Origin of the sequence: Streptomyces sp. R44, assembly GCF_041053105.1 — a bacterium.
Lineage (GTDB): Bacteria > Actinomycetota > Actinomycetes > Streptomycetales > Streptomycetaceae > Streptomyces.
Genome location: NZ_CP163444.1, coordinates 4,533,720 through 4,559,757 on the forward strand (window position 1 = coordinate 4,533,720; position 26,038 = coordinate 4,559,757).

The following is a 26,038-nucleotide window of genomic DNA, read 5'->3' on the forward strand; positions in this document are numbered from 1 at the left end:
CTCTAGGGAGTGGAGTGCACTCCAAGGCAAGGGCTTCAAAGCCCTTGCTGCCGCAGGAAATCGAGAATCAGCCCGCCCAGCAGCTCGGGCCGCTCCAGATGCACGTCGTGCCCGGCACCGGGAAGGCCGACGCCGTGCAGTCCGGGCCGCACCCGGACCATCTCCGCGTACTGCTCACCGCCGATGATCCCGCCCTCGCCGAGCACGACGAGTCCGGGACAGGCGACGGCGGCCCACTCCGCCCAGAATTCCCGCCGGGCGTTCTCGTCGAGGGACCGCTCCATGACGTCGGGGTCGAAGCGCGGCCAGAGCCCGCCGTCGCGCTCTTCGAGCCCGTCGGCCCAGCCTTCTCCGACGGCCCGCCGGCCGTTCCCCAGGTAGGCGACGGCCGCCTCCCGCGAGGGGAACGGCACCGGCCAGGCCCGTAGCCAGCCGCCGATCTGCTCGGGCAGGCCGGGCTCGGGCTCGCCGGGCCCGGCCTCGACGAGGACGAGCGCGCGCGGCAGGCCGGGGTGGGCGGCGGCGGTGAGGAGCGCGGTGTGCCCGCCGAGCGACTGCCCGATCAACAGGGGCCGTACGAGGCCGAGTTCCTCGACGACGGCGACGGCATCGGCGACGTACGCGGCCCGGGAGACGTCCGCCGGGAGCCGCTCGCTGCGGCCGTGCCCGCGCTGGTCGAGGGCGACGACCCGGTGCCCGGCGTCTTGGAGCAGCCGGGCGAGGGCGTCCCACTCGCCGGAGTGCCCGGCGAGTCCGTGGAGGAGGAGGGCGTCGGGCCCGGAGCCGCCCCAGTCGCGGCAGGTCAGCCGTACATCGTCACGTACGAGAACACGCTCGGTCCAGGAAGGGGAAGAAGAGCTCATCCGGTCATGATCCCCGGTGGGTGGAGGAGTTGGTCGGCGACGGCGGTGCGGGCGTAGAGGACGGAGCGGCCGCTGCGGTGGGCGGTGACGAGTCCGGCGTTGCGGAGGGCGATGAGGTGCTGGGAGACGCCGGCGGCGGACATGCCGCAGTGGGTGGCGAGCTGGGTGGTGGAGGCGGGGGTGTCGAGCTCGGTGAGGAGCAGGGTGCGGGAGCGGCCGAGGACGGCGGCGACGGCATCGGTGGCGGCGGTGGTACGGGGTTCCCAGACGCTGCCGAAACCCCGTGCCGGATAGGCGAGTTGAGGCGGATCGGGATGTACGGAACGGGTGAGGACCTGGGGGTACGCGAAGACGGAGGGGATCAGCAGCAGCCCCGACCCGGCCTGGTCGCGGGTGATCGCGCAGTGCCGTCGTACGAGCCGCAGCGTGCCGTCGTCCCACCGTACGGTCTCGTGGAGCTCGCTCAGGACCCGCGCCGAACCGTGCTCGGCGACCTGCCGGGCCCGGTGGAAGACATCGGCCTCCAGGACCTTCTGGATGCGGGCCCAGTAGGGGGCGAGGGCGAGCTCCCAGTACGTCTCGATCTCGTCGGCGACCTTGGGAAGGACGGCCGCGGGATCCTCCCGCAGCGCCCGGAGCCGGGCCGCGTCGGCACCCTTCCCCTCCAGGGTGTCGAGGTCGTCGATCACGTCCTCGGCGAGGGAGCGGCGGATGGCGTCGAGCTCGGCGTCGAGGCTGGGGAAGGGCCCGGCGGGGGTGGGGTTGAGGAAGTCGGCGAGGTAGCCGCGGGCGGGGACGAGGGCGGCCAGCCAGCCGCGATCGAGGCCTGCGCGGACGAGCCGGGGCCGGACCTGGGCGGCCCAGCGGCGGTGGGGGGCGGAGTCGCGATGGTGGACGACGATGCGGTAGCTGGTGACGACCTCCCACATGGGGGAGACGGCGAAACGGGTCTGGGCGAGGTCGGCGGCGGAGAAACTGAGCCCGGCTTCCATGCGTGCCACGTCCTGGGGTCGGCGAATGGATTCGCTCTGACCTTAATCATTGGAGGGCCGAGGAGCCGGAAGAACAAACTCCCCCCATGCCTCCTTCCACACGCACCTCCACGTCGGCGACGTCCCTCTCTGCCTTCCGGGGTCTCCCGCCCGTGGTCTGGACGATCTTCGCGGGAACGATCGTCAACCGTCTCGGCTACCTGGTCACGCCGTTCCTGGTGTTCTTCCTGGCCTCGCGGGGAGTGACGGGCGGGGAATCCACGTACGTACTCGGCGCGCTCGGCGCGGGCAACCTGATCGGCCCGGCCGTGGGCGGCATCCTCGCCGACCGCATCGGCCGCCGTCCCACGATGCTGATGGGCCTGATCGGCGCGTCGGCGGCGCAGGGAGCCCTCTTCCTGGCGCCGGGGGTGTGGACGATGGCGGCGGCGTCGCTGCTGATCAGCGCGGCGGGCAGCCTGGTGCCCCCGGCGGCGTACGCGCTGCTGGCGGACGCCGTCGACAACGAACGGCGCCGCCGCGCGTACGCCCTCTTCGGCTGGGGCGTGAACATCGGCACCGCGGTGGCGGGAGTCCTGGGCGGCTATCTGGCGGCGCAGGGGTACTGGCTCCTGTTCGCGGTCGACGCGGGCTCGATGCTGCTGTACGCGCTGGTGGTGGCGGTACGCATCGAGGAACCGAAGCAGGAGACGCCGCAGAAGCAGGCGAAGGACGGCATCGGCTACGGCGTGGTGATCCGGGACCGCCTGGCGATGCTCCTGCTCCCCCTCTTCGGCGTGCAGCTCTTCGTCTACTCCCTCACAGAGGTGGCGCTCCCGCTCGCGGTCCGCGACAGCGGCCTGTCGCCGGCGGTGTACGGGGCGATGGCGGCGGTCAACGCGATCATGGTCGTCGCACTCCAGCCCTTCGCGACGGCCTGGCTGTCCCGACTGCCGCAGCTGGCGGTGCAGAGCGCGGGCAGCGCGCTGATCGCACTGGGAGTGGCGCTGACGGGCCTGGCGCACAGCGTCATGGGCTACGCGTTGTCGGTGGTGATCTGGTCGCTGGGCGAGGTGGTGGTCGCGGGCATAGCGGCGAGCCTCTTCGCGAACCTGGCCCCGGCCCACGCCCGGGGCCGCTACCAGGGCGCGTTCAGCTGGACGTGGGGAATGGCCCGCTTCGGGGCGCTGACGCTGGGGGTGACGGTGTACACGACGCTGAGCCCGGCGACCCTGTGGTGGACGGCGCTGGTGGCGGGCACGGCGACAGCGGCGACGACACTGACCCTGAAGACCCGCATGGAGCGCCGCGCCACCCACACCCTGGCGGCCTGAAGACCACGAACTAATCGCGCTGAATGTGCTCGGGATCGATGTGACGCCGGACCATGGGCACGGAGGCGACCGCGGCGGCGAGCATGACCCCCAGCGCGGAGGCGAACAGCAGGGGCAATCCCTCCCAGTCCCAGTGCACCTCACCACCCCCGGTGATCAGATAACTGGACTCGGCAAGCCACCCGGTGACGATGGCGGCCCCCAACCCCACCACCAACGGCAACAACACCTGCACCACCTGCACCACCCGCAAGGTCCCGGCCCGAGCCCCCAACAAGGCCAGCGCAGTCACCTGCCCCCGCCGCTCCATGGCCCGATCGGCCACAGACACGACGAACGCAGACACCCCGATCACCAACCCGAGCACCATGCCGACGACCAGCAGACTCCGAATCACGGTCAGCTGAGCGAGGGATCCGATCACAATCCCCACGGGCTCGACGGAAGCGGTCGGGGCAACGGCCCCGATCCCGTCGAGAACGGAGCGGACGGTGTCGGGGTCGGAAGGACTGACGAGAACGAAGCGAGCGCCTGCGAGCTGAGTGCCTTGGGGGAGGAAGGAGGGGGGGATGAGGAGGCTTGGCCCGGCGAACTCCGAGGGATCGTAGGCTCGAACGGTCACAGAGTCCTGCGGGACGGAGACAGTCAGCTTCCGCCCGCTGTCGAGCAGGAACATGAAGTCGCTGCCGGTGCGGGCGTCTTCGTCGAAGAGGAAGGTCGGATTGTCGATCCGCAGCACCTTGTTGTCGACGCACCCCTGCGTCGCCGCGGTGAAGGCAGCCAACTGAGCGCACGTTGCAACGACGGCTTCGACCCTGGGTAGAGCCTCCTCAACGGTGGCCACCCAGGATTCGGCGATCAGGCCATGGGCCTGCACTCCACGCACAAGGGTCATCTGCGTGCGCTGCTGCGCACTCAACTCCGAAATTGGAAGGCTGTATTCCTGGACCGGAGTCGTTCGCCGACTGACCTGGTCCAATTCGATGAGCACCCCTTGTGTGAGTGAGGCACCGAACACCAGCAGGACGAGACCGGTGACCACCCGCAATGCGCTGCCCGGATCGACTTCTGTCCGTCGCATGGCCAGGGACATAGGCAAGGATTTCGACACTGCCCCCAGGCGTTGTGAGAGCCACGATGTGATCGGCGCCAGCCCGAACACGAGCCCTGCCCCAGTCATCAGCACAGCGGTGGGAACCAGAATTGCGCTGCCGGACCCGCCTGACGGATCCCGCCCCATTGCACTGAGCAGGCAGTATCCGCCGATGACTCCGAGCCCAGGGATCAACAGCAGCATCCCGTACTTCTTTGGAGGCTTGCTCTCTCCGGTTCGGCGCACGTTGATGGGTGACTGGGCTGCCCGGCGCGCGCTGAACTGGCCGACGACCCACGCGAGGACCGGACATCCCAGCAGGCATACGGCGATGGTCACCCGCTCGGGCCGCCCGTCGGCCGGGTACCAGTGCAACCCGGGCAATCCGACCCGCGCCATGACTTCGTTGACCCCGAGATATCCGATGAGCCCAACCGCTGCCCCGACGAAGGCGGCAACCACGCTCTCTCCGGCATTGACCCGCAACGTGTCCTTCATGCTGAGGCCGATGAGCCGAAGCGCGGCAAGCCGGCGCGCACGGGACTCTCCGGAGAGTCGCGCGCAGACGGAGAGGAAGATGACGAGAGGGAGCAGCACGATGCAGCCGATAGTGAACCGCAGGATGTCGAGAGTCGATGGTTCGATGAGCTCGTGCTGCATGTACTTGGTCCCGAAGTGCCCGAGGGGTGCCGCCTGGGTCAGCCCATTCGGACTGGTGCCGATGTAGGCGTACAGCTCGTCGGGACCTGCGAGCCCCGCCGGGGCGATCGTGCCGGTCACACGGCCGGGTACTAGGCCCGCAGCGCGTGGGTTGGCAGCCAGGATCTCGCCCAGCTTCGGCGAAACGATCGCCTCGCCTGCGCGGGGGAGTCCCTTGATTCCCGGAGGAACCGGCAATGGCCCAGGGCCGGTGCGAGCGATGAAGATCCGTCGCAGTGGCTGTGAACCATAGGGGTCCAGGAATTCTTGGTAAACGGCATTGTTGTTCTTCGCGGACTGCACCGATCGGAGCGTCACCCGGGCATCGCTGGCAGCGATGATCGTCGGAATGGTGAGTGCGGCGGCCAGGCAGGCAACGCCAAGGGCGGATCCGAGCGCCATCAGGAGGAACCGGACCTGCGCCCTGCGCCCGCTGCGCCACAGCAGGCGCATGCCAAGGATGAACGCGTTCACACGGCCACCCGCTGGACCAGCACACCGTCCGACATCGTGTACTGGGTATCGGCCTTCGCAGCGACATCAGCATCGTGGGTAACGATGACAACAGCGGTCTTCTGCCGGCGCGCCAGCTGAAGGAACTCGTCCAACACAGCCGCTGCGTTGGCGCTGTCGAGCGCTCCGGTCGGCTCATCGGCGAACACCACGTCCGGCCGGTGGACCAGGGCCCGCGCAACTGCCACGCGCTGACTCTGGCCTCCCGACAGTTTCGACGTCCTGCGCCGTAAGAGATCGCCCATTCCGAGCCGTCCCAGCACCTGGCCGGCCATGGCGTGGGCATGGGACTTACTGATCCCGGCGAGCCGGAGGGGAAGGGCTGCGTTCTCCTCGACGGTCAGTTCCGGCAGCAGTTCCCCGTACTGGAAGACGAACCCGAGTCGCGTGCGACGCAGGGCACTGAGCTCTCCGTCAGGGAGAGATGAGAGCCGTTCTCCGTCGAAGGTCACCGTGCCGTTGGAGGGCGGCAGGACCCCGGCGAGGCAGTACAGCAGGGACGACTTGCCTGACCCACTACTGCCCATGATGGCGGCGACTTCACCGCGCTTGAGCGTGAAATCGGCACCGGTGACCGCCTGCTGCGTGCCGTAGAAGAGATCCACGCCCTCGGCGTGGAGGATGACGTCCTTCAAGGTGCGCACTCCTATGGGAGCGGGAGCCGCAAGTGTGCGGCTCCCGCGCAGATCGACTGCCCTACGGGCGCTTGAAGTGCTTCGTCGGAGAGCAGTTGTCAGGGTGCAAGGAGCCGCGGTTCTGGCATACGCGCACCTCTGCCGTATTCGTGTACCGAGAGGCGCCATCGTGGACGAGCTTGTCGATCCAGACGGTCTTCTTCTGCACCCCGTCGAAGCGATTCCAGCCGTAACCGTGCACCTTCACCTGCAGGTAGACGTTGTGGTTGTCGTCCAGGCCCACATCACGCAGCTTGCCCGTGATGTGGAATGCACCCTGCTGTACCTCTGCGGGCTCCCACTTGTACCTGCCCTCCGCGAAGCGTGCTCCGGTCGTCTTGAAGAGCGCCACGTTGTGCCACGAATCAGCCGCCGCAACCCCCATCCCCCCGAAGAACAGCCCCGCTGCCACCGCTGCCGTTGCCAACTTCCTCATTGGTCGCCCCTAGTTGAGTCGAGTGTGCCGACTGGTCATCACAGAAAGTATCGGCATCACTACAGACCGGATGGAGAAGGAACGTACCTCCGGCCGATCACCCCCCTATCCAGTGAACGACCCCCTCCAGGCGCCTCGTTCAGCCCTGAGGGCCACTTCTGTGGCGTGAGGGCCGTTCGATGACGGGGGTCGGTGAGGCGCCCGCGCGTCAACAGTCGTCCACCCGCGCGTCAAAGCGCGCCGAGCGCGATGGCCTGCGGCGTCCGTGCCCGAACAGCACGACGGGCGGACCGGTCGGCAGGCTTGGTCGCCTGGTCGACCTGTCCGCCCGTGGGGGCCGGCTCGGGGCCTCAGCCGGCTCTACCGTCTTGATCGGGTTGATCGAGCCATTCGTAGGGTTGGGTCGCCCAGGGGTGCTGGGTGTGGCTATCAGTCGGCTGCCGACTCGTGGCTGTCCTCGCTTCGCCGCCCAGCGCCCCACGACGACTCGGCCGCCGATGAGGAAGTGCGAACAAGTCGCTGTGTAGAGCAATGCCGGCGAGGTCGTCCGTGGCACGAACCGTACGAGCGAGCACGTCAGGAGCGCGATGAGCCGGATATGGGCGGGGATCGATAGCGGCAAGGGCCACCGTCACGGCCTCGTCCTGGACGCGGAAGGCAAGACGCTGCTGTCGCGGCGGGTCGCCAACGACGAGCCGGAGCTGCTGAAGCTGATAGGTGACGTCCTGGACGAGGCCGACGGCCGCGAGGTCACATGGGCGATTGACATGACCGGCGGTGAGCCGGCGCTGCTGCTGGCCCTCCTCGTCGGCCATGGTCAGGAGATCCTCTACATGCCCGGTCGTCTGGTGAACCGGGCTTCCGACGGTTACCGCGGCGAGGGCAAGACCGATGCCCGCGACGCCTACGTCATCGCCGATCAGGCCAGGATGCGCCGCGATCTGCGGCCCATCCGGCCCGGTGACGAAGCCGCCATCGAACTCAAGCTGCTGACCGGCCGCCGGTCCGACCTGGTCGAGGACCGCACCCGTGTCGTCAACCGCTTGCGCGGCACACTGCTGAGCATGTTCCCCGGCCCTGGAACGGGCCCTGGACGTGACCAACACCGGCCCGCTCAGGCTGCTGACGGGCTACCAGACCCCGGCCTTGATCCGCCGCGCCGGCATCGCCCGGCTGACGAAGTGGCTGGCCCACCGCAAGGTCCGCAACGCGAGAGTTCTGGCCGAGACGGCGGTCGAGGCTGCCGAGCGGCAGCACACCTCCGTCCCCGGGGAGAAGACCATCGCGAAGCTGGTCCACACCCTGGCCGAGGAGGTGATGGCCCTCAACGCGCAGGTTTCCGAGATGGACAAGCATCGAGGGCCGGTTTCGCGAGCACGAGCTCGCCGACACACTCCTGAGCGTCCCCGGCATCGGATCGACCCTCGGTGCCGAGTTCCTCGCCGCCGTCGGCGGCGACCTGGCCGAGTTCGACTCCCCCGACGCCCTGGCGGCCTTCGCCGGCGTCGCCCCAGCACCGCGTGACTCGGGCAAGGTCAGCGGCAATCTCCACCGGCCGATCACCTACCACCGAAGACTCCAGCGGGTCTTCTACACCTCCGCCCTCGTCAGCGTCCGCTACGACCCGAACTCGCGGAAGTTCTACGACCGTAAACGCGCCGAGGGGAAGAAACACGTCCAGGCCGTGCTCGCCCTCGCCCGCCGACGCGTCAACGTCATCTGGGCCCTGATCCGTGACCGACGGTGCTACGAAGTGACACCACCGGTCACGACGGACGCTTGACAACAGCATTAGGAAGCGAAGACCTCGCGGAGCTTCGACTCCTTCTCGCTGTCCAGGTTCGAGTGGATCAGCTCCGTGTGGCCGCCCGGGAAGGCCTCCCGTACTCGTTCGACCACGGCGTCCTGCGTCACCTTCGCCTTGACCGAGTCGATGAAGTCGTCGTCGATGCCCACGTCGTCCATCTTCCCGCCCAGTGCTCCGGCCGCCGCCCCGACCGCCGCGCCGAGGAGCGGCATGAAGAAGAGGAGGCCGAAGAGCATGCCCCAGAAGGTGCCGGAGAGGGCGCCAGCCTCCAGAAGCTCGCCGTACGGCGCTCGGCAACAGGTATGGCCCAGTAAATGCGGTTCGGGTTAAAGGTGCATCTTTGGGGTGATTTGTCAGTGGCGGGTGGGGCGTCGTGGGGCGAGCTCGTAGGCGTGATCACCGATGCGCACTGACAGCAGGAAAAGTCGAAGGGCCCCACCGCGAACGGTGGGGCCCTTCGACAACGTGCCCGGTGAGGCACTGGCGGAGGATACGAGATTCGAACTCGTGAGGGGTTGCCCCCAACACGCTTTCCAAGCGTGCGCCCTAGGCCTCTAGGCGAATCCTCCGTGGAGAACATTACATGACCGGAGAGGGTGCTCGCGCACACGATTCCGGGTGGGGGTCCGGCGAAGGGTGCAGGTCGGTGGGGATGGCCGGGGCGGGGCTCGGATCGGGTACGCTGGGCGCAGCCCCTCACGCGGTGCTATCTGACTGAACTCCCCCAGGGCCGGAAGGCAGCAAGGGTAGGTCGGCTCTGGCAGGTGCGTGGGGGGCGCTTGCGTTCCCCGGGCGCAGATCGTTTTTCCCGGGTTGTCGGTGGGCGCCTATAACCTCGTATACGTGTCGTCTCTCGCGCTGTACCGCCGCTATCGCCCCGAGTCCTTCGCCGAGGTCATCGGGCAGGAGCATGTCACCGACCCGTTGCAGCAGGCCCTGCGGAACAACCGGGTCAATCACGCGTACCTGTTCAGCGGGCCGCGGGGGTGCGGAAAGACGACCAGCGCGCGCATTCTCGCGCGGTGTCTGAACTGTGAGCAGGGGCCCACGCCCACCCCGTGCGGTGAGTGCCAGTCCTGCCGGGACCTCGCGCGGAACGGGCCGGGGTCGATCGACGTCATCGAGATCGACGCCGCCTCCCACGGTGGTGTGGACGACGCCCGTGACCTGCGGGAGAAGGCCTTCTTCGGGCCCGCCTCCAGCCGGTACAAGATCTACATCATCGACGAGGCCCACATGGTCACCTCGGCGGGCTTCAACGCCCTCCTGAAGGTGGTCGAGGAGCCGCCGGAGCACCTCAAGTTCATCTTCGCCACGACCGAGCCCGAGAAGGTCATCGGGACCATCCGGTCCCGGACCCATCACTATCCCTTCCGGCTCGTGCCGCCGGGGACGCTCAGGGACTATCTGGGCGAGGTGTGCGGGCGCGAGGGCATTCCTGTCGAGGACGGGGTGCTGCCCCTCGTCGTGCGCTCCGGCGCCGGTTCCGTGCGTGACTCGATGTCCGTCATGGACCAGCTGCTCGCCGGCGCCGCCGACGACGGTGTGACCTATGCCATGGCGACGTCTCTTCTCGGATATACGGACGGGTCCCTGCTCGACTCCGTCGTCGACGCCTTCGCGGCCGGGGACGGCGCCGCCGCGTTCGAGGTCGTCGACCGGGTCATCGAGGGCGGCAACGACCCTCGGCGGTTCGTCGCCGACCTCCTGGAGCGGCTGCGGGACCTCGTGATCCTCGCCGCCGTGCCCGACGCCGCCGAGAAGGGGCTCATCGACGCCCCCGTCGACGTCATCGAGCGCATGCAGGCGCAGGCGTCCGTGTTCGGCGCCGCCGAGCTCAGCCGTGCCGCCGACCTCGTGAACACCGGACTGACCGAGATGCGCGGCGCCACCTCGCCCCGGCTCCAGCTGGAGCTGATCTGCGCGCGCGTGCTGCTGCCCGCCGCCTTCGACGACGAGCGTTCCCTCCAGGCGCGGCTCGACCGGCTGGAGCGCGGGGCCGCCGCCGCGCCCGCACCCGCGCCCGTCTTCACGCCCGGACCCCCGGCGTCCGCCATGGGGTACGTGCCCGGGCCCGAGGCCCACACCCCGATGGCCCCGCCCCCGCCCGCCCCCGCGCCCGCCCCCGTGCAGCAGCCGGCCCCCGCGCCCGTGCAGGAGCAGCCGGCCCCCGCCGCCTCCCGGCCCGGTGCCTGGCCCGGTGCCGCCGCCCCCGGCAGCGGTGCGCCCGGCGCCTGGCCCGGCGCGTCCGCACCCGCGGCGCCCGCCGCCCCGGCCCCCGCGCCCGTACAGGCGCAGCCCGCGCCGCAGGCCCCCGCCCCGGCCTCCGGCGGCGGGGACACGGCCCAGGTGCGGAACCTGTGGCCGCAGATCCTCGACGCCGTGAAGAACCGGCGCCGCTTCACCTGGATCCTGCTCAGCCAGAACGCCCAGGTGGCCGGGTTCGACGGCACGACCCTCCAGCTCGGCTTCCTCAACGCCGGCGCCCGCGACAACTTCGCGAGCAGCGGCAGCGAGGACGTCCTCAAGCAGGCCCTCGCCGAGCAGTTCAACGTGAACTGGAAGATCGAGGCGATCATCGACCCCTCGGGCGGCTCCGCGCCCCCGCCCGCCGCCACCGGCTTCGGAGGCGGTTCCGGTGGGTCCGGCGGCTCCGGCGGCTCCGGCGGCGGTTTCGGCGGATCCGGAGGGGGCTTCGGCGGTGGCGGTCGGCCCGCCGCTCCCGCGCCCGCCTTCCAGCAGGCCCCGCCGTCCGCCCCCGTGCAGGCGCAGTCCGCCCCTGCCCCCGCCTTCCCGCAGGCCCAGGCGTCCGCCCCGGCGCCCGCTCCCGCGCCCGCGTACACGCCCCCCGCGCCGCAGCCGGTGGCGCCCGAGGACGACGTGCCGGAGGAGGACGATCCGGACCTCGTCGACTCCGCGCTCTCCGGGCACGACCTGATCGTGCGCGAGCTCGGAGCCACGGTTGTGGAGGAATACACGAACGAGTAGGGGCGTCTCGCTCGGTGGCCCGCACAAGGGGCATGCCGCCACGCGGGCTACCCTGGCAGGCGTGAAGGTCCTCGTCATCGGCGGCGGCGCCCGCGAACACGCCCTGTGCCGCTCTCTCTCCCTCGATCCCGACGTCACCGCTCTGCACTGCGCGCCCGGCAACGCCGGAATCGCGGAGGTCGCCGAGCTGCACCCCGTCGACCAGCTGGACGGCGCGGCCGTCGCCGCGCTCGCCACCGAGCTGGGCGCCGAGCTCGTCGTCGTCGGCCCGGAGGCCCCGCTCGTCGCGGGTGTCGCCGACGCCGTGCGCGCGGCCGGCATCCCGGCCTTCGGCCCGTCCCAGGAGGCGGCGCAGCTGGAGGGCTCCAAGGCGTTCGCCAAGGACGTCATGGCGGGTGCGGGGGTTCCCACCGCTCGTAGCTACGTCTGCACCACGCCCGCCGAGATCGACGAGGCGCTCGACGCCTTCGGCGCTCCCTATGTGGTGAAGGACGACGGTCTCGCCGCCGGCAAGGGCGTCGTCGTCACCGAGGACGTCGAGAAGGCCCGGGCGCACGCGCTCGCCTGCGAGCGCGTCGTCATCGAGGAGTACCTGGACGGCCCCGAGGTCTCCCTCTTCGCGATCACCGACGGCACGACCGTCCTCCCGCTGAAGCCCGCGCAGGACTTCAAGCGCGCGCTCGACGGCGACGAGGGCCCGAACACCGGTGGCATGGGCGCCTACTCCCCGCTGCCCTGGGCCGACCCGAAGCTGGTCGAGGAGGTCCTGGAGACCGTCCTGCAGCCGACGGTGGACGAGCTGCGCCGCCGCGGCACCCCGTTCTCCGGCCTGCTGTACGCGGGTCTGGCGATCACCAGCCGTGGCGTGCGGGTCATCGAGTTCAACGCGCGCTTCGGCGACCCCGAGACCCAGGTCGTGCTGGCCCGTCTGAAGACCCCGCTCGCGGGCGTCCTGCTGCACTCCGCCAACGGCACCCTGGACGACCAGGCCCCGCTGAGCTGGAGCGACGAGGCCGCGGTCACCGTTGTCGTCGCCTCGCACAACTACCCGGACATCCCGCGCACCGGCGACCCGATCGAGGGCCTGGACGAGGTCGCGGAGAAGGACGCCCCGCACGCGTACGTGCTCCACGCCGGTACGAAGCGGGACGGCGAGGCGATCGTGAGCGCCGGCGGGCGCGTCCTGTCGGTCACCGCCACCGGTTCGGACCTGGCGCAGGCCCGCGAGCGGGCGTACGCGGCGGTCGGCCGCATCCGCCTTGACGGTTCGCAGCACCGGACGGACATCGCGCGGAAGGCCGCCGAGGCCTGATCCTTCTTGATTCCGGCCGATTTCGCCGGATTCCACTTGTGGCCGTGTGGTGCGGAACCTGTGCACCACACGGCCACATCTGCGCCATCACCTTTACCCAAAGCCATTCCATCGAGTGACGGCTCGGCCATACGGATGACGCCCGCCACAGCCCCAACTAGGGTGCGGCGAAGGCATTCCGGCACTTGGCCCACCGGCATTGCGATGTCAGTGGCGGGTGCCACAGTGGGGGAGTGAGCAACACCGCCACAGGCAGTCCCGTCGAGGGCAGGAGGGGGTGATGAACGGCGTGTCCGGTACCGGTTCCGTTGTCGGCGAGGAGTGGGGTGCGCGCGCCGCGCGCTCCCGGGCCCTCGCCGTCCTCCGCGTCCGCGGCAGGGCACTGGGCCTCGCGGTGCTCCCCGCCGCGGTGGCCGTCGTCCTGTACGCGGGCGGGGTCACCGGCCACTTCACCGGAGCGGGCTGGGACTCGGCCCGCTGGGTCGTGACCGTCCTCGCCGTGCTCGTCCTCCTCGCCGCCGCGGCCGTCACCCTCGTCGTCGCCCGGGCCCGTCCCGCGGCCACGCCGACGGTGGAGCTCGCCGAGACCGCGGCCCCCGATCTGTACCGCCTCGTCCGCGACCTGGCCGACCGGCTCGGCGTCCCGGCACCCGCCGCGATAGCCCTCACGCCGGACTGCGACAGCTGGCTGGAGGACCGCACCCACCGGGCCCACCGCCTGCACCGCACGTCCGGCGGCGACGGCGCCCCGGTCCTGGTCATAGGCTCACCGTTCCTGTGGTGGATGCGCGTCGGCGAGCTGCGGGCGGTCCTCGCCCCCGTCGTCGCCGGTACGGGACCGGCCGCCCATCCCGACATAGCCGCCGCCCGCCGCTTCGTCCGCGGTCTGGACGCCGCCGTCGCCGTGCCCCGGGACCCCGGCCTCGACCCGATCCGGCGGCTCGGCGCCCATGGCGTCGGGCAGGTCGCCCGCGTGCTGCTGCGCGCCTGTCGCGGGCACGCCGCCGAGATGGAGCGCGGGGTGGCCGCCGCCGGCTCGGAGCGCGCCCAGGCCGTGGACTACGGCGTACGGATCGTCGCCCAGGAGCAGGTCGGCCTGGCCTACGCGGGCTGGGACCGGCTCCTGACCCGGGTCGCGCTGCCCGCCTGGCGCATGGGCCGCTGGCCCGCCAAGCTCGACGCGGGCGTGGTCTCCGCCCTGACCGAACTCTCCCGTCGCGACCGGCTCGCGGAGGGCTTCTCCTCCCGGCTCGGCGAGCGCCCCGCCTGCGATCTCCTGGAGGAGCCCGGCGCCGTCGACGAGGCCACCTCGCTGCTCGCCGCCCGCCTCTTCCACGGCGGCCCCGCCGAGCCCGGCCCCGACTGGGCCCCGGTGGAGTGGAGCCAGTACCCGGAGGAGGTCGTCGACCGGAAGTGGCGCACCGACGCGGCCCGGCTGCACCAGGTCCTCGACGGCCTGGGCGTGGCCGGGGCCTCCGGAGGCCGGGCCTCCGGCGAGGCGGGCCCGACGCTGACCCGCGTGATGGCCCACCTGGCGACCACGCCGTCGGGGGCGGCTTCCACCGGAGCGGCTTCCGACGACGCGGCCCCCACCAGAGCGCCCTCGACCGAGGAGGCCTCCACCGGAGCGCCCTCCACCGAGGAGGCCTCCACCGGAGCGCCCTCGACCGAAGAGGCCCCCACCGGAGCGGCCCCCACCCGAGAGGCCCCCACCGGCGCGGCCCCCATCGAAACCTCTTCCGCCGGAACCTCTTCCGCCGGCGAAGACGACGACGAGCCGGTCAACCCCGCCGCCGAGGCGCTCGCCGGAGCGCTCAGCGCGCTGCTCGCGCGGGAGGAGGCCGCCCGGGAGGCCCGCGTGGCCGCGGCGGCCGAGACCGCCCGCTCGGCCGGGAAGGGCCGGACGACCGGGAAGGGCCGCAAGGCCGAGAAGGGCCCGACGGCCACCCCGCACGTGGCCGTCAGCGGCCCCGACGGACCCCTGCCGCTCTTCCCGCTCCAGCCGCCCCGTACCGGCCGTGACCTGCTCGCCGACCACGTGACCGCGATGGTCTGCTGTGCGGCCGTGGACACCGCCGAGGCCACCCCGGGACTCGACTGGCTGGACGGACCGGCGCTGCTCGTCGGCGGCGAGCGGGCGGCGGACCTCGGGCCCCGGGTCCTCGCCCTCGTCGAGGACGGCGACCCCGAGCCCCTGCGGGCCTGGCTCGCGCTCACCGGGGTGCGTCCGGAGAAGCCCGTACGCCTGGTCTGAGGGCGACCGGACGAGCGAGAACGCGGAGTCCGGGCTTCCACTCTCGTCAATTCACGACGAACGGTGACGGAGTGCGTGCGTTATGTGATGTGCTGGAGACCGGCACTGACAGAGGCACGAAGACAGAGGCACGAGCCACAGGCACTGACCGGCCGACCGGGGGAGTCGAGGGAGGGGCGCACATGGGGGCGGAGCAGATCAGACGGTGGGAGTCGGGTGCGCTCGCGCACGCCGTCTCCGATCCCTTCGGCCAGGGCCCGCTGCCCTGGCTGCGCGGTTCGGAGAACTACTTCGACGACACCGGTCAGATGGTCCCCTGGTACGCGGACGAGGTCCTGGCCCGGGGCGGCACGGGCGGCCCGCGCACGGCCGACGACGTCCGCCGCCAGATCAAGGGCTTCGCGTCCGACGGGGCCGTGGCACCGGGCGAGTCGATCGACTTCCACATCACCGTGGACCCGCCGCAGCAGTTCTCGGTCGACGTCTACCGGATCGGGCACTACGGCGGCGACGGCGCCGCGAAGATCACCACGAGCCCGCGTCTCTCCGGGATCGTCCAGCCGGCCCCGCTCACCGCCGACCGCACGGTCTCCTGCCACCACTGGTGGCAGTCCTGGCGGCTGCAGGTCCCCACGTACTGGTCGATCGGCGCGTACGTCGCCGTCCTGACCACCGCCGACGGCTACCGCTCCCACATCCCCTTCACGGTCCGCGACAACCACCCGGCGGATCTGCTCCTCGTCCTCCCGGACGTGACCTGGCAGGCGTACAACCTCTACCCGGAGGACGGCCACACCGGCGCCAGCCTCTACCACGCCTGGGACGAGGACGGCCGGCTGCTCGGCGAGGAGGAGGCGGCCGTCACGGTCTCCTTCGACCGCCCGTACGCGGGCGCGGGGCTCCCCCTGCACGTCGGTCACGCCTACGACTTCATCCGCTGGGCCGAGCGCTACGGCTACGACCTGGCGTACGCGGAGACCCGTGACCTGCACGCCGGCAGGGTCGACCCGAGCCGCTACCGGGGTCTCGTCTTCCCGGGCCACGACGAGTACTGGTCGGCGCCGATGCGCCGGACCGTCGAACTCGCCCGCGACCAGGGCACCTCGCTCGTCTTCCTCTCCGCCAACACCATGTACTGGCAGGTGGAGCTCGGCCCTTCGCCGTCCGGGGTGCCGGACCGCCTCCTCACCTGCCGCAAGCGGCGCGGCCCCGGCCGCCCCGCGCTCTGGCGCGAGGTCGACCGGCCCGAGCAGCAGCTCCTCGGCATCCAGTACGCGGGCCGGGTGCCCGAACCGCACCCGCTGGTCGTACGGAACGCCGACCACTGGCTCTGGGACGCCACCGGCGCGGGCGACGGCGACGAGCTCCCGGGCCTGGTCGCGGGCGAGGCCGACCGCTACTTCCCGCGCACCGCGCTCCCGGAGCACCAGGGCCGCATCCTGCTCTCCCACTCGCCGTACCAGGACAGCGAAGGCGCCCTGCGGCACCAGGAGACGAGTCTCTACCGGGCTCCGTCCGGGGCCTGGGTCTTCGCGTCCGGCACCTTCGCCTGGTCGCCGGCGCTCGACCGGCCGGGCCATGTCGACTCCCGGGTGCAGCGCGCCACGTCGAACCTCCTCGACCGCATCTGCAAGAGGGAGTGAGCGCGGGCTCACAGGGTCCGACGGCGGGATCCGTCCCCATGTGCGAGAGAATCGGACACGCTCCTGGATCAACCTACGCGGAGGAACCGTGTCCGGATTCGTAGAAAAGCCCGAGCCTGTCCAGGTCCCGGGCCTCACCCATCTCCACACGGGCAAGGTCCGCGACCTGTACCGGAACGAGGCGGGCGAGCTCGTCATGGTGGCGAGCGACCGCATGTCGGCCTACGACTGGGTGCTGCCCACCGAGATCCCCGACAAGGGCCGGGTCCTCACCCGGCTCTCGCTGTGGTGGTTCGACAAGCTCACCGACCTGGTCCCGAACCATGTGATCTCCACCGAGCTGCCGGCCGGCGCCCCCGCCGACTGGGAGGGCCGCACGCTGATCTGCAAGTCGCTGGACATGGTGCCGGTCGAGGCCGTCGCCCGCGGCTACCTCACCGGCTCCGGCCTGCTGGAGTACGACGAGTCCCGTACGGTCTGCGGCCTCGCGCTCCCCGAGGGGCTGACGGACGGCTCCGAGCTGCCCGCCCCGATCTTCACCCCGGCCACCAAGGCCGCGGTCGGCGACCACGACGAGAACGTCTCGTACGAGGAGGTCGCCCGCCAGGTCGGCGCCGAGACCGCCGCTCTGCTGCGCCAGACGACCCTCGCCGTCTACTCCCGGGCCCGGGACATCGCCCGCGAGCGCGGCATCATCCTGGCGGACACGAAGTTCGAGTTCGGCTTCGACGGTGAGACGCTCGTCCTCGCCGACGAGGTCCTCACCCCGGACTCCTCGCGCTTCTGGCCGGCCGCCGAGTGGGAGCCGGGCCGTGCCCAGCCCTCGTACGACAAGCAGATCGTGCGGAACTGGCTGACCTCGCCGGCCTCCGGCTGGGACCGCAAGAGCGAGCAGCCGCCGCCGGCCCTGCCGCAGGAGGTCGTGGAGAAGACCCGCGCCAAGTACATCGAGGCGTACGAGCTTCTCACCGGCACGAGCTGGAGTTAGGGAACGAGAAAGCCCCCGGTCGATTCGACCGGGGGCTTTCTTCATGGAGCGGACGACGAGATTCGAACTCGCGACCCTCACCTTGGCAAGGTGATGCTCTACCAACTGAGCCACGTCCGCATGCGCCGTAGCGCGCTGCTAACTATACCCAACCTCGGAGGTGCTCGTGACACACCGCCGTGTGGGTTCCTTCACACCCTCCGGGCGCACGACAAAGGCCCCGGTTCCTGAGAACCGGGGCCTTTGCTCCCTGAGCGGACGACGAGATTCGAACTCGCGACCCTCACCTTGGCAAGGTGATGCTCTACCAACTGAGCCACGTCCGCATTGCTACCGGTCAGCTTTCGCTGCTCGGTGCGAGCACTACTCTACCTGATCCACCGGAGTGGTCGGTAACGCGTTTCTCGCAGAGCGGGTGACAGGGATCGCACACTGCGCCTTCCCCCTGGAAGGGGGCTGTTCTGCTACTGAACTACACCCGCACGCTGCTGGGGACTTGGCTTTTCGGCCTCGCCCCTCGGCGTGATCCAGACTCTAGCGGATCAAGGGGGGTGTCATGCAAATCGGCTCGGCGCGAGGCGCGGACCGCCCTCGTGGCACCCCTGCGCGCCGCTCCTCAGCTCGCCGCGCGGAAGGCCTCGTAGACGCGCTTCGGGATCCGGCCGCGGGCGGGGACGTCCATCTTGTTGGACTGGGCCCAGGCGCGGACCGCCGCCGGATCGGGGGCGAGGGCGGTGTGGGTGTACGAGTCGGCCGGGGCGCTCCGGCGGCCCGCCGCCCGGACCGGGATCTTGCGGCCGGCGGCGAGGTAGGGCGCGAGGGCCTTGCGGAGTTTCTTTGCATTGGCAGCATTCAGGTCGATCTCGTACATCTTCCCGTCGAGGCCGAACGCGACCGTTTCAGCCGCTTCTCCGCCGTCGATGTCGTCGGAGAGAGTGACCACCACACGCTGAGCCACGGATATCGGTCCTTTCCTGCGGCTGCCGGGGTCGATGGAGCGCTTGTGGCGCCCCTGACGTGCGGCGATGCCGACCGTACGGCTGTGCCGGGACAATGCTGCTTTCTTCTGGATTCCTTTGTACAGCGGTAGGCGTCGCATTGTGAAGCCCTGTCAATTGTTTCAGCGTGTCCCGGTGCAATGCGGTCCGCAATATTTCACGCGAATTTTGTGCGGAGTGCGTGCCGGGCGGGGGGAACGCGTTCGTGCGGCGCGCGCCGTCCTGAACCGGGCTTTTGTAGGATCCTTCAGATCTCTACCCGCGTAGAATTTGGAGGCAGGTACGCTGAGGGAACCGCCCACGCAACACACCACCGGGAGTGCCAGTGGCACGCGTCGTAGTCGACGTCATGCTCAAGCCGGAGATTCTCGACCCTCAGGGGCAGGCGGTGCAGCGTGCACTGCCTCGCCTGGGATTCGCCGGAATCGCCGACGTCCGTCAGGGGAAGCGCTTCGAGCTGGAGGTGGAGGGACCGGTCGACGACGCCGCCCTCGCCCGCATCCATGAGATGGCCGAAACCTTCCTTGCCAACACCGTGATCGAAGACTTCGTCGTGAAGGTGGAGTCGTGACCGCACGCATCGGCGTCGTCACGTTCCCCGGAACGCTCGACGACCAGGACGCGCTGCGTGCCGCCCGCCTGGCGGGCGCCGAGCCCGTCTCGCTCTGGCACCGCGACAAGGACCTCAAGCAGGTCGACGCCGTGGTCCTGGCCGGCGGCTTCTCCTACGGCGACTACCTGCGGGCCGGAGCCATCTCCCGCTTCTCGCCGGTGATGGAGACCATCATCGAGCAGGCCAAGGCGGGCATGCCCGTCCTCGGCATCTGCAACGGCTTCCAGATCCTCACCGAGGCCCATCTGCTGCCGGGCGCGATGCTGCGCAACAACCACCTCCACTTCATCTGCCGCGACCAGAAGCTGCGGGTGGAGAACGCGGAGACCGCCTGGACCTCGGACTACACCGAGGGCCAGGAGATCGAGGTCCCGCTCAAGAACATGGACGGCCGGTACGTCGCCGACGAGCGCACGCTCGACGAGCTGGAGGCCGAGGGGCGGGTGGCCTTCCGCTACCTGGCCCGCGAAGCTGATGGATTCGGTAACCCCAACGGCTCGCTGCGCGACATCGCGGGCATCACCAACGCCGCGGGCAACGTGGTCGGCCTCATGCCGCACCCGGAGCACGCCGTCGAGCCGCTGATCGGCACCGGCAAGACGGACGGCCTCGGTTTCTTCACCTCGATCCTCAAGAAGCTGGTCAACGCCTGATGAGCCTCGACACCGTCAAGCACGCGAGCGAGACGCCGGACAGCGAGCAGCCCTGGAAGGAGCTCGGCCTCAAGGAGGACGAGTACGCGCGCATCCGCGAGATCCTCGGCCGCCGTCCCACCGGCGCCGAGCTCGCCATGTACTCCGTCATGTGGTCCGAGCACTGCTCCTACAAGAGCAGCAAGGTCCACCTGAAGCAGTTCGGCGAGAAGACCCCCGAGAACGACGCCATGCTCGTCGGCATCGGTGAGAACGCGGGCGTCGTCGACGTCGGCCAGGGGTACGCGGTCACCTTCAAGGTCGAGTCGCACAACCACCCCTCGTACATCGAGCCCTACCAGGGCGCGGCCACCGGCGTCGGCGGCATCGTCCGCGACATCCTCGCCATGGGCGCCCGCCCGGTCGCGGTCGTCGACCCGCTGCGCTTCGGCGCGGCCGACCACCCCGACACCAAGCGCGTGCTGCCCGGTGTCGTCGCCGGCATCGGCGGCTACGGCAACTGCCTGGGCCTGCCCAACATCGGCGGCGAGGTCGTCTTCGACTCCTGCTACCAGGGCAACCCGCTGGTCAACGCCGGCTGCATCGGCGTGATGAAGCACGAGGACATCCACCTCGCCAAGGCCTCGGGCCCCGGCAACAAGGTCATCCTGTACGGCGCCCGCACGGGTGGCGACGGCATCGGCGGCGTCTCGGTCCTCGCGTCCGAGACCTTCGACGACACCAAGCCCACCAAGCGCCCCGCAGTCCAGGTCGGCGACCCCTTCCAGGAGAAGCTCCTCATCGAGTGCACCCTGGAGATCTTCCAGGAGAAGCTGGTCGCGGGCATCCAGGACCTCGGCGGCGCCGGGCTCTCCTGTGCCACGTCCGAGCTGGCCTCCGCCGGTTCCGGCGGCATGCGGGTCGACCTCGACAAGGTGCACCTGCGCGACGCGACGCTCTCGCCCGAGGAGATCCTCATGAGCGAGTCGCAGGAGCGCATGTGCGCGATCGTCGAGCCGCAGCACGTCGACCGCTTCCTGGAGATCTGCGAGAAGTGGGACGTCATCGCCGTCGTCATCGGTGAGGTGACCGAGGGCGAGCGCCTGGAGATCTTCTGGCACGGCGAGCAGATCGTCGACGTGCCGCCGCGCTCCGTCGCCCACGAGGGCCCGACCTACCACCGGCCGTTCGCGCGTCCGGACTGGCAGGACGCCCTCCAGGCCGACGACGCCGGCAAGCTGCCCCGGCCGCAGAACGGCGCCGAGCTGAAGGACCAGGTCCTCAAGCTCGTCTCCTCCCCGAACCAGGCCTCGAAGTCCTGGATCACGGACCAGTACGACCGGTTCGTGCAGGGCAACACGGTCCTGGCGCAGCCCGAGGACGCGGGCATGGTCCGCATCGACGAGGAGACCAACCTCGGCGTGGCCATGGCGACCGACGGCAACGGCCGGTACGCCAAGCTCGACCCGTACACGGGCGCGCAGCTCGCGCTGGCGGAGGCGTACCGCAACGTCGCCGCCTCCGGTGCGAAGCCGCTGGCGATCTCGGACTGCCTGAACTTCGGTTCGCCCGAGGACCCGGCCGTGATGTGGCAGTTCGCCGAGGCCACCCGTGGTCTCGCGGACGGCTGCCTCCAGCTCGGCACCCCGGTCACCGGCGGCAACGTGTCGCTGTACAACCAGACCGGTGAGGTCGCCATCCACCCGACGCCCGTCGTGGCCGTCCTCGGTGTGATCGACGACGTCAACCGCCGCACCCCGATCGCCTTCGCGGAAGAGGGCCAGCTCCTCTACCTGCTCGGCGACACCAAGGAGGAGTTCGGCGGCTCGGCCTGGTCCGAGGTGATCCACCAGCACCTCGGCGGCATGCCGCCGGCCGTGGACCTCGACCGGGAGAAGCTGCTCGGCGAGATCCTGATCTCGGCCTCGCGCGACGGCATGATCGACGCGGCGCACGACCTGTCCGACGGCGGTCTCGTGCAGGCGGTCGTCGAGTCCTGCCTGCGCGGCGGGAACGGCGCGCGCCTGGTCGTCCCGGAGGGCCTGGACGCCTTCACGTTCCTCTTCAGCGAGTCGGCCGGCCGTGCGGTCGTCGCCGTCCCGCGCAGCGAGGAGCTCCGCTTCACCGACATGTGCGGTGCGCGGGGTCTGCCGGCGACCCGGATCGGTGTCGTCGACGGCGACGCCGTGGACGTGCAGGGCGAGTTCGCGCTCTCCCTCACGGAGCTGCGCGAGGCGCACGAGGCGACGATCCCGGGCCTGCTGGCCTGATCGTCCGTACGCATACGGTGTGAGCCCCCGTCCTGCCAGGGCGGGGGCTTTCCGCTGCCGTCAGTCGTCCAGGGACAGGAAGGCGTCGAGTTCCTCGATGTCCTCGACACACTCGTCGATGTCGGTGGCCTTGCCGCCGACGAGGGTGAAGAAGAGGGCGCCGCGCATTTCGATCCCTCGGTCGCCGTGCTCGGCGAACCACTTGTGGGTCGAGATCACATGGCCCCGTCCGTCGGGGAAGATGCCGTCGAGTTCGACGCGGAAGGTGCCGCCGGTGTACTCGAACATGTCCTGGTACATGGCGAGGACGTTGTCCCGGCCCTTGAAGTGCCCGCCGAACCGGGTGGTGCCGGGCGAGTGGTGGGTGCAGTCACTGGTCAGCAGCGCGCCCAGTGCCTCCATGTCGCCCTTGCTGAACGCTTCGTAGCCCTGCCGCACGCTGGCGGCGTCGGGGTGCTCGTGATGGGTCATGGTCCCGTCACTGCCTTTCGCGAAGGACCTGCCCCCCTCTCTACCAGTCTCGGGGCTAGCCTCGGCCCATGCCACCTGCCAAGAAGCGCACCCGCAGCTACGACTCCGCCAAGACCCGGGCCGCCGTTCTCGCCCAGTTCGGCCACGTACGGGAGGCGGTGGCCGCGCTCACGCCGGAGCAGCTGGCCGGGCCGACCCGGCTGGGGGAGTGGACGGTACGGGACCTGGTGGGGCACTTCTCGATGGTGCTGGGCTCGGTGGTGCGGTACCTGGAGGCGCCGGAGCCCGCGGCGCGGGAACTGGCCCTGCTCGACTGGCCCTTGGCCACGGTCACCGCGGCGGCCCGGATCGACGAGGACACCCGGGCGGTGGACACGGGCGACCCGGTGGGGCTGCTCGCGGCGACGGCGGCCCGTTACGAGGAGCTGGTCGCCGTCGCTCCCGACGGGCGGCTGGTCCCGGCCCGCTTCGGGGCCATGACCCTCGGGGACTTCCTCGTGACCCGCACGGTCGAACTCGTCGTCCACACCGACGACCTGAACGCGGCGACCGGCGCCGGCGCCCCGTACGACCGCCAGGCCCTGGCCGCCTGCACCCGGCTCCTCGCCGACACGCTCGCGGTGAAGGCCCCCGGCGGGGCGGTCGAGGTGCGGATCCCGCCGTACGCGGTGGTGCAGTGCGTGGAGGGCCCCCGGCACACCCGGGGCACCCCGCCGAACGTGGTGGAGACGGACCCGCTGACCTGGATCCGGCTCGCGACGGGCCGTACGGAGTGGGCGGCGGAGCTGGACGCGGCGCACGTCGGCGCGAGCGGGGAGCGCGCGGATCTGAGCGGCCTGCTCCCCCTGATGGGCTGAGCCCGGAACCGTACGGGTGGCCGTTCCGTCCCACCGGCATGCCGAAGTCACGCGCACGCGTCCTCCTGGTCCCCCTCCTTCTGCTCACCGCCTGCGGTACGGAGTCGGGCGCCGGTTCCGGTGGAGCGGACACCGTCTCCCCGGACCTGCCGGTCGCCGGCACGCACTGGACGGTGGACGCCGTCACGGTCGATGGCCGCAGGTCCGCCGGGCCCGACGGGGCGCGGGTCGACTTCGAGGTCGGTCGCGTGCGCGGGAACACCGGCTGCAACACCTTCGGCGCCGGCGTCGTGCTGAAGGGCGACGCCCTCACCGTCACCCAGGACGAGGTGACCGAGATCGGCTGTCCCGCCGACCGGCGGCTGTTCGAGACGGAGTTCCTGAAGGCCTTCTCCGGCCCCCTGAAGGGGACGCTGAAGGGCGACGGCCTGCGGTTGGCGTCGACGGACGGGCGCAACGTGCTGGAGCTGACCACCGAGCCGGCCGTCCCGCTGCGCGGCACCACCTGGAAGATCGACGGGCTGGTCTCGAAGGAGACGGCGTCCTCCCTGCCCGCCGGCAGCGGCGACAAGGCGCGGTTCGTCCTCGGCGCCGACGGCCGGATCACCGGCAATCTCGGCTGCAACGACTTCTCCGCGACCGCCCGGCTCGACGAGAAGACCCGGACGCTCACCGTCGAGGGCCCGGCGGCGACGACCCGGATGATGTGCACGAGCCCGGAGATGAAGCTGGAGACGCGGCTGTACGAGCTCCTCGACGGCCCCCTCACCTATCGGCAGAACCACCGAACCCTGACCCTCACGGACGCGTCGGGGGAGGGCCTGACGGCGACCGGGACCGCCCGCTGAGCTGCCGCTGATGCGGCGTCCGTCACATCGCCGGACCGCCCCGGGCCTGGTACGAGCGTCCGCTCGCCCGGGCCCGGGGGGCGGAATCCCTTACCCCGCCTGCTTCGTGGGCCTCTCCAAGCCACAATCGATCAATTCGTGTGATCGCACGAGTGCGGGCACCCCCGCTTTTCCTCAATTCGGACCAGTGGTCGAGCCCGTCTACACTCGGAAACGTGCCACGCGGAGACGGTCGACTCAATCACGATCTGCTCCCCGGTGAGAAAGGCCCCCAGGACGCTTGTGGCGTCTTCGGTGTCTGGGCTCCGGGTGAAGAGGTCGCAAAGCTCACGTACTTCGGGCTCTACGCCCTCCAGCATCGGGGTCAGGAATCCGCGGGAATCGCGGTAAGCAACGGCTCCCAGATCCTCGTCTTCAAGGACATGGGACTTGTCTCCCAGGTCTTCGACGAGACTTCTCTCGGTTCCCTCCAGGGTCATATCGCGGTCGGTCACGCCCGCTACTCGACCACCGGGGCATCCGTGTGGGAGAACGCGCAGCCGACGTTCCGGGCGACCGCCCACGGCTCGATCGCGCTCGGCCACAACGGCAACCTGGTGAACACGGCGCAGCTCGCCGAGATGGTCGCCGACCTGCCCAAGCGGGAAGGCCGCACCACTCGTGTGGCGGCCACCAACGACACGGACCTCCTGACGGCGCTCCTCGCCGCGCAGGTGGACGAGGACGGCGAGCCGCTCACCATCGAGCAGGCCGCCGCGAAGGTCCTCCCCGACGTCCGGGGCGCCTTCTCCCTCGTCTTCATGGACGAGCACACGCTCTACGCGGCCCGTGACCCGCAGGGCATCCGCCCGCTGGTCCTCGGCCGTCTGGAGCGCGGCTGGGTGGTGGCCTCCGAGTCCGCCGCCCTCGACATCTGCGGCGCCAGCTTCGTCCGCGAGGTCGAGCCGGGCGAGATGATCGCGATCGACGAGAACGGCATCCGTACCTCGCGATTCGCGGAAGCGAAGCCCAAGGGCTGTGTCTTCGAGTACGTGTACCTGGCCCGCCCGGACACCGACATCGCCGGCCGGAACGTGTACCTCTCCCGCGTGGAGATGGGCCGCCGCCTCGCGAAGGAGGCGCCGGTCGAGGCCGACCTGGTGATAGCGACGCCGGAGTCCGGCACCCCGGCCGCCATCGGCTACGCCGAGGCCTCGGGCATCCCCTTCGGCGCCGGCCTGGTGAAGAACGCCTACGTCGGGCGCACCTTCATCCAGCCCTCCCAGACCATCCGCCAGCTGGGCATCCGGCTGAAGCTGAACCCCCTCAAGGAAGTCATCAAGGGGAAGAAGCTCGTGGTCGTCGACGACTCGATCGTCCGCGGCAACACCCAGCGCGCGCTGGTCCGGATGCTCCGCGAGGCCGGTGCGGCCGAGGTCCACATCCGGATCTCCTCGCCGCCGGTCAAGTGGCCCTGCTTCTTCGGCATCGACTTCGCGACCCGCGCGGAGCTGATCGCCAACGGGATGTCGGTCGAGGAGATCGGCAAGTCGCTGGGCGCGGACTCGCTCTCGTACATCTCCCTTGAGGGGATGATCGAGGCGACCACGATCCAGAAGCCGAACCTCTGCCGTGCCTGCTTCGACGGCGAGTACCCGATGGAGCTGCCGGACCCCGAGCTGCTCGGCAAGCAGCTCCTGGAGACCGAGCTGGCCGCCGGTCCGGCCGCCACCGCGGCCTCCGACGCCCTCCGTCGCCCGTAAGACCCCGCTGCACACCCGCAGTACGACACGAA

20 protein-coding genes, 4 tRNA genes, 1 other RNA gene and 1 pseudogene are annotated in these 26,038 nt (G+C 70.5%); 14 read left to right on the forward strand and 12 right to left on the reverse strand.

Translation table 11 applies throughout. The features are described from left to right. Positions 1–35: 35 nt before the first annotated feature. Positions 36–863 carry an alpha/beta fold hydrolase gene (locus AB5J54_RS21065; RefSeq protein WP_369145457.1) on the reverse strand — a complete coding sequence of 276 codons (828 nt, stop codon included), beginning with the start codon at positions 861–863 and terminating at the stop codon, positions 36–38. Next, a complete protein-coding gene (locus tag AB5J54_RS21070) occupies positions 860–1,855 on the reverse strand; it encodes a DUF5937 family protein (protein WP_369145458.1) in 996 nt (331 codons plus the stop codon). The genes AB5J54_RS21065 and AB5J54_RS21070 overlap by 4 nt, the downstream gene beginning before the upstream one ends. Positions 1,856–1,941: 86 nt before the next feature. Between AB5J54_RS21070 and AB5J54_RS21075 the strand changes: the two genes are divergently transcribed. Beyond that, positions 1,942–3,168: an MFS transporter gene (locus AB5J54_RS21075; RefSeq protein ID WP_369145459.1), complete on the forward strand. Its 1,227-nt coding sequence runs from the start codon at positions 1,942–1,944 to the stop codon at positions 3,166–3,168. A 10-nt stretch (positions 3,169–3,178) separates the two neighbouring features. Here the strand turns inward: AB5J54_RS21075 and AB5J54_RS21080 are convergent, their stop codons facing one another. From AB5J54_RS21080 to AB5J54_RS21090, 3 genes are all read right to left on the reverse strand, one after another. After that, positions 3,179–5,434, reverse strand: coding sequence for an FtsX-like permease family protein (locus AB5J54_RS21080; RefSeq protein ID WP_369145460.1), 2,256 nt, complete (start codon positions 5,432–5,434; stop codon positions 3,179–3,181). After that, on the reverse strand, positions 5,431–6,108 hold the full coding sequence (locus AB5J54_RS21085; protein WP_369145461.1) for an ABC transporter ATP-binding protein: 678 nt from the start codon (positions 6,106–6,108) through the stop codon (positions 5,431–5,433). The genes AB5J54_RS21080 and AB5J54_RS21085 overlap by 4 nt, the downstream gene beginning before the upstream one ends. Before the next feature lie 61 nt (positions 6,109–6,169). Next, a complete protein-coding gene (locus AB5J54_RS21090; RefSeq protein ID WP_369145462.1) occupies positions 6,170–6,583 on the reverse strand; it encodes a hypothetical protein in 414 nt (137 codons plus the stop codon). A 587-nt stretch (positions 6,584–7,170) separates the two neighbouring features. On the opposite strand from AB5J54_RS21090, the pseudogene AB5J54_RS21095 reads away from it, so the two are divergent. Then, positions 7,171–8,366, forward strand: a pseudogene (locus tag AB5J54_RS21095) (IS110 family transposase). An 8-nt stretch (positions 8,367–8,374) separates the two neighbouring features. Here the strand turns inward: AB5J54_RS21095 and AB5J54_RS21100 are convergent. After that, a complete protein-coding gene (locus AB5J54_RS21100; protein WP_369149414.1) occupies positions 8,375–8,701 on the reverse strand; it encodes a DUF1269 domain-containing protein in 327 nt (108 codons plus the stop codon). A gap of 170 nt (positions 8,702–8,871) precedes the next feature. Then, positions 8,872–8,959 (reverse strand) — tRNA-Ser (locus AB5J54_RS21105). Between the two features lie 118 nt (positions 8,960–9,077). On the opposite strand from AB5J54_RS21105, the gene ffs reads away from it, so the two are divergent. The 6 genes from ffs to AB5J54_RS21135 all read left to right on the forward strand — a co-directional run bounded on the left by ffs (position 9,078) and on the right by AB5J54_RS21135 (position 17,575). After that, positions 9,078–9,176: signal recognition particle sRNA small type (gene ffs, locus AB5J54_RS21110), an RNA gene on the forward strand. 57 nt (positions 9,177–9,233) lie between these two features. Next, positions 9,234–11,378 carry a DNA polymerase III subunit gamma and tau gene (locus tag AB5J54_RS21115; protein ID WP_369145463.1) on the forward strand — a complete coding sequence of 715 codons (2,145 nt, stop codon included), beginning with the start codon at positions 9,234–9,236 and terminating at the stop codon, positions 11,376–11,378. Positions 11,379–11,439: 61 nt separating this feature from the next. Further along, positions 11,440–12,690 (forward strand): phosphoribosylamine--glycine ligase, encoded by a 1,251-nt coding sequence (purD, locus tag AB5J54_RS21120; protein WP_369145464.1) that lies wholly within the window; start codon positions 11,440–11,442, stop codon positions 12,688–12,690. A gap of 280 nt (positions 12,691–12,970) precedes the next feature. Continuing rightward, entirely contained in the window at positions 12,971–14,944 is a 1,974-nt protein-coding gene (locus AB5J54_RS21125) for a hypothetical protein (RefSeq protein WP_369145465.1), read from the forward strand. Between the two features lie 182 nt (positions 14,945–15,126). Beyond that, the gene (locus AB5J54_RS21130) at positions 15,127–16,587 is read left to right on the forward strand and encodes a N,N-dimethylformamidase beta subunit family domain-containing protein (protein WP_369145466.1); all 1,461 of its coding nucleotides are present in this window, start codon (positions 15,127–15,129) and stop codon (positions 16,585–16,587) included. A gap of 88 nt (positions 16,588–16,675) precedes the next feature. Further along, entirely contained in the window at positions 16,676–17,575 is a 900-nt protein-coding gene (locus tag AB5J54_RS21135; protein ID WP_369145467.1) for a phosphoribosylaminoimidazolesuccinocarboxamide synthase, read from the forward strand. 44 nt (positions 17,576–17,619) lie between these two features. Here AB5J54_RS21135 and AB5J54_RS21140 read toward each other — a convergent pair. The 4 genes from AB5J54_RS21140 to AB5J54_RS21155 form a co-directional block, all read right to left on the reverse strand. Beyond that, positions 17,620–17,695, reverse strand: a tRNA-Gly gene (locus AB5J54_RS21140). Between the two features lie 133 nt (positions 17,696–17,828). Beyond that, positions 17,829–17,901 (reverse strand) — tRNA-Gly (locus AB5J54_RS21145). Positions 17,902–17,985: 84 nt separating this feature from the next. Beyond that, positions 17,986–18,057: transfer RNA gene (locus AB5J54_RS21150), tRNA-Gly, on the reverse strand. 134 nt (positions 18,058–18,191) lie between these two features. Then, on the reverse strand, positions 18,192–18,533 hold the full coding sequence (locus AB5J54_RS21155; RefSeq protein WP_369145468.1) for an Lsr2 family protein: 342 nt from the start codon (positions 18,531–18,533) through the stop codon (positions 18,192–18,194). 365 nt (positions 18,534–18,898) lie between these two features. Here AB5J54_RS21155 and purS point away from each other — a divergent pair, with 365 nt between their 5' ends. Genes purS through purL form a run of 3 tightly spaced genes read left to right on the forward strand, consistent with a single transcriptional unit; the run spans position 18,899 to position 22,088 of the window. After that, positions 18,899–19,144: a phosphoribosylformylglycinamidine synthase subunit PurS gene (gene purS, locus AB5J54_RS21160; protein ID WP_015035032.1), complete on the forward strand. Its 246-nt coding sequence runs from the start codon at positions 18,899–18,901 to the stop codon at positions 19,142–19,144. Further along, positions 19,141–19,839, forward strand: coding sequence for a phosphoribosylformylglycinamidine synthase subunit PurQ (gene purQ, locus AB5J54_RS21165; RefSeq protein ID WP_369145469.1), 699 nt, complete (start codon positions 19,141–19,143; stop codon positions 19,837–19,839). The genes purS and purQ overlap by 4 nt, the downstream gene beginning before the upstream one ends. Next, a complete protein-coding gene (gene purL / locus AB5J54_RS21170; RefSeq protein ID WP_369145470.1) occupies positions 19,839–22,088 on the forward strand; it encodes a phosphoribosylformylglycinamidine synthase subunit PurL in 2,250 nt (749 codons plus the stop codon). Before purQ ends, purL begins: the two co-directional genes overlap by 1 nt. A gap of 60 nt (positions 22,089–22,148) precedes the next feature. Here the strand turns inward: purL and AB5J54_RS21175 are convergent, their stop codons facing one another. Continuing rightward, positions 22,149–22,559 carry a nuclear transport factor 2 family protein gene (locus AB5J54_RS21175; RefSeq protein ID WP_369145471.1) on the reverse strand — a complete coding sequence of 137 codons (411 nt, stop codon included), beginning with the start codon at positions 22,557–22,559 and terminating at the stop codon, positions 22,149–22,151. 68 nt (positions 22,560–22,627) lie between these two features. Between AB5J54_RS21175 and AB5J54_RS21180 the strand changes: the two genes are divergently transcribed. From AB5J54_RS21180 to purF, 3 genes are all read left to right on the forward strand, one after another. Next, complete coding sequence (locus AB5J54_RS21180; protein WP_369145472.1) at positions 22,628–23,416, forward strand: sterol carrier family protein; 789 nt, start codon at positions 22,628–22,630, stop codon at positions 23,414–23,416. 38 nt (positions 23,417–23,454) lie between these two features. Continuing rightward, positions 23,455–24,264 (forward strand): META domain-containing protein, encoded by an 810-nt coding sequence (locus AB5J54_RS21185; protein ID WP_369145473.1) that lies wholly within the window; start codon positions 23,455–23,457, stop codon positions 24,262–24,264. A 215-nt stretch (positions 24,265–24,479) separates the two neighbouring features. Continuing rightward, on the forward strand, positions 24,480–26,006 hold the full coding sequence (gene purF / locus AB5J54_RS21190) for an amidophosphoribosyltransferase (RefSeq protein WP_369145475.1): 1,527 nt from the start codon (positions 24,480–24,482) through the stop codon (positions 26,004–26,006). Positions 26,007–26,038: the final 32 nt, after the last annotated feature.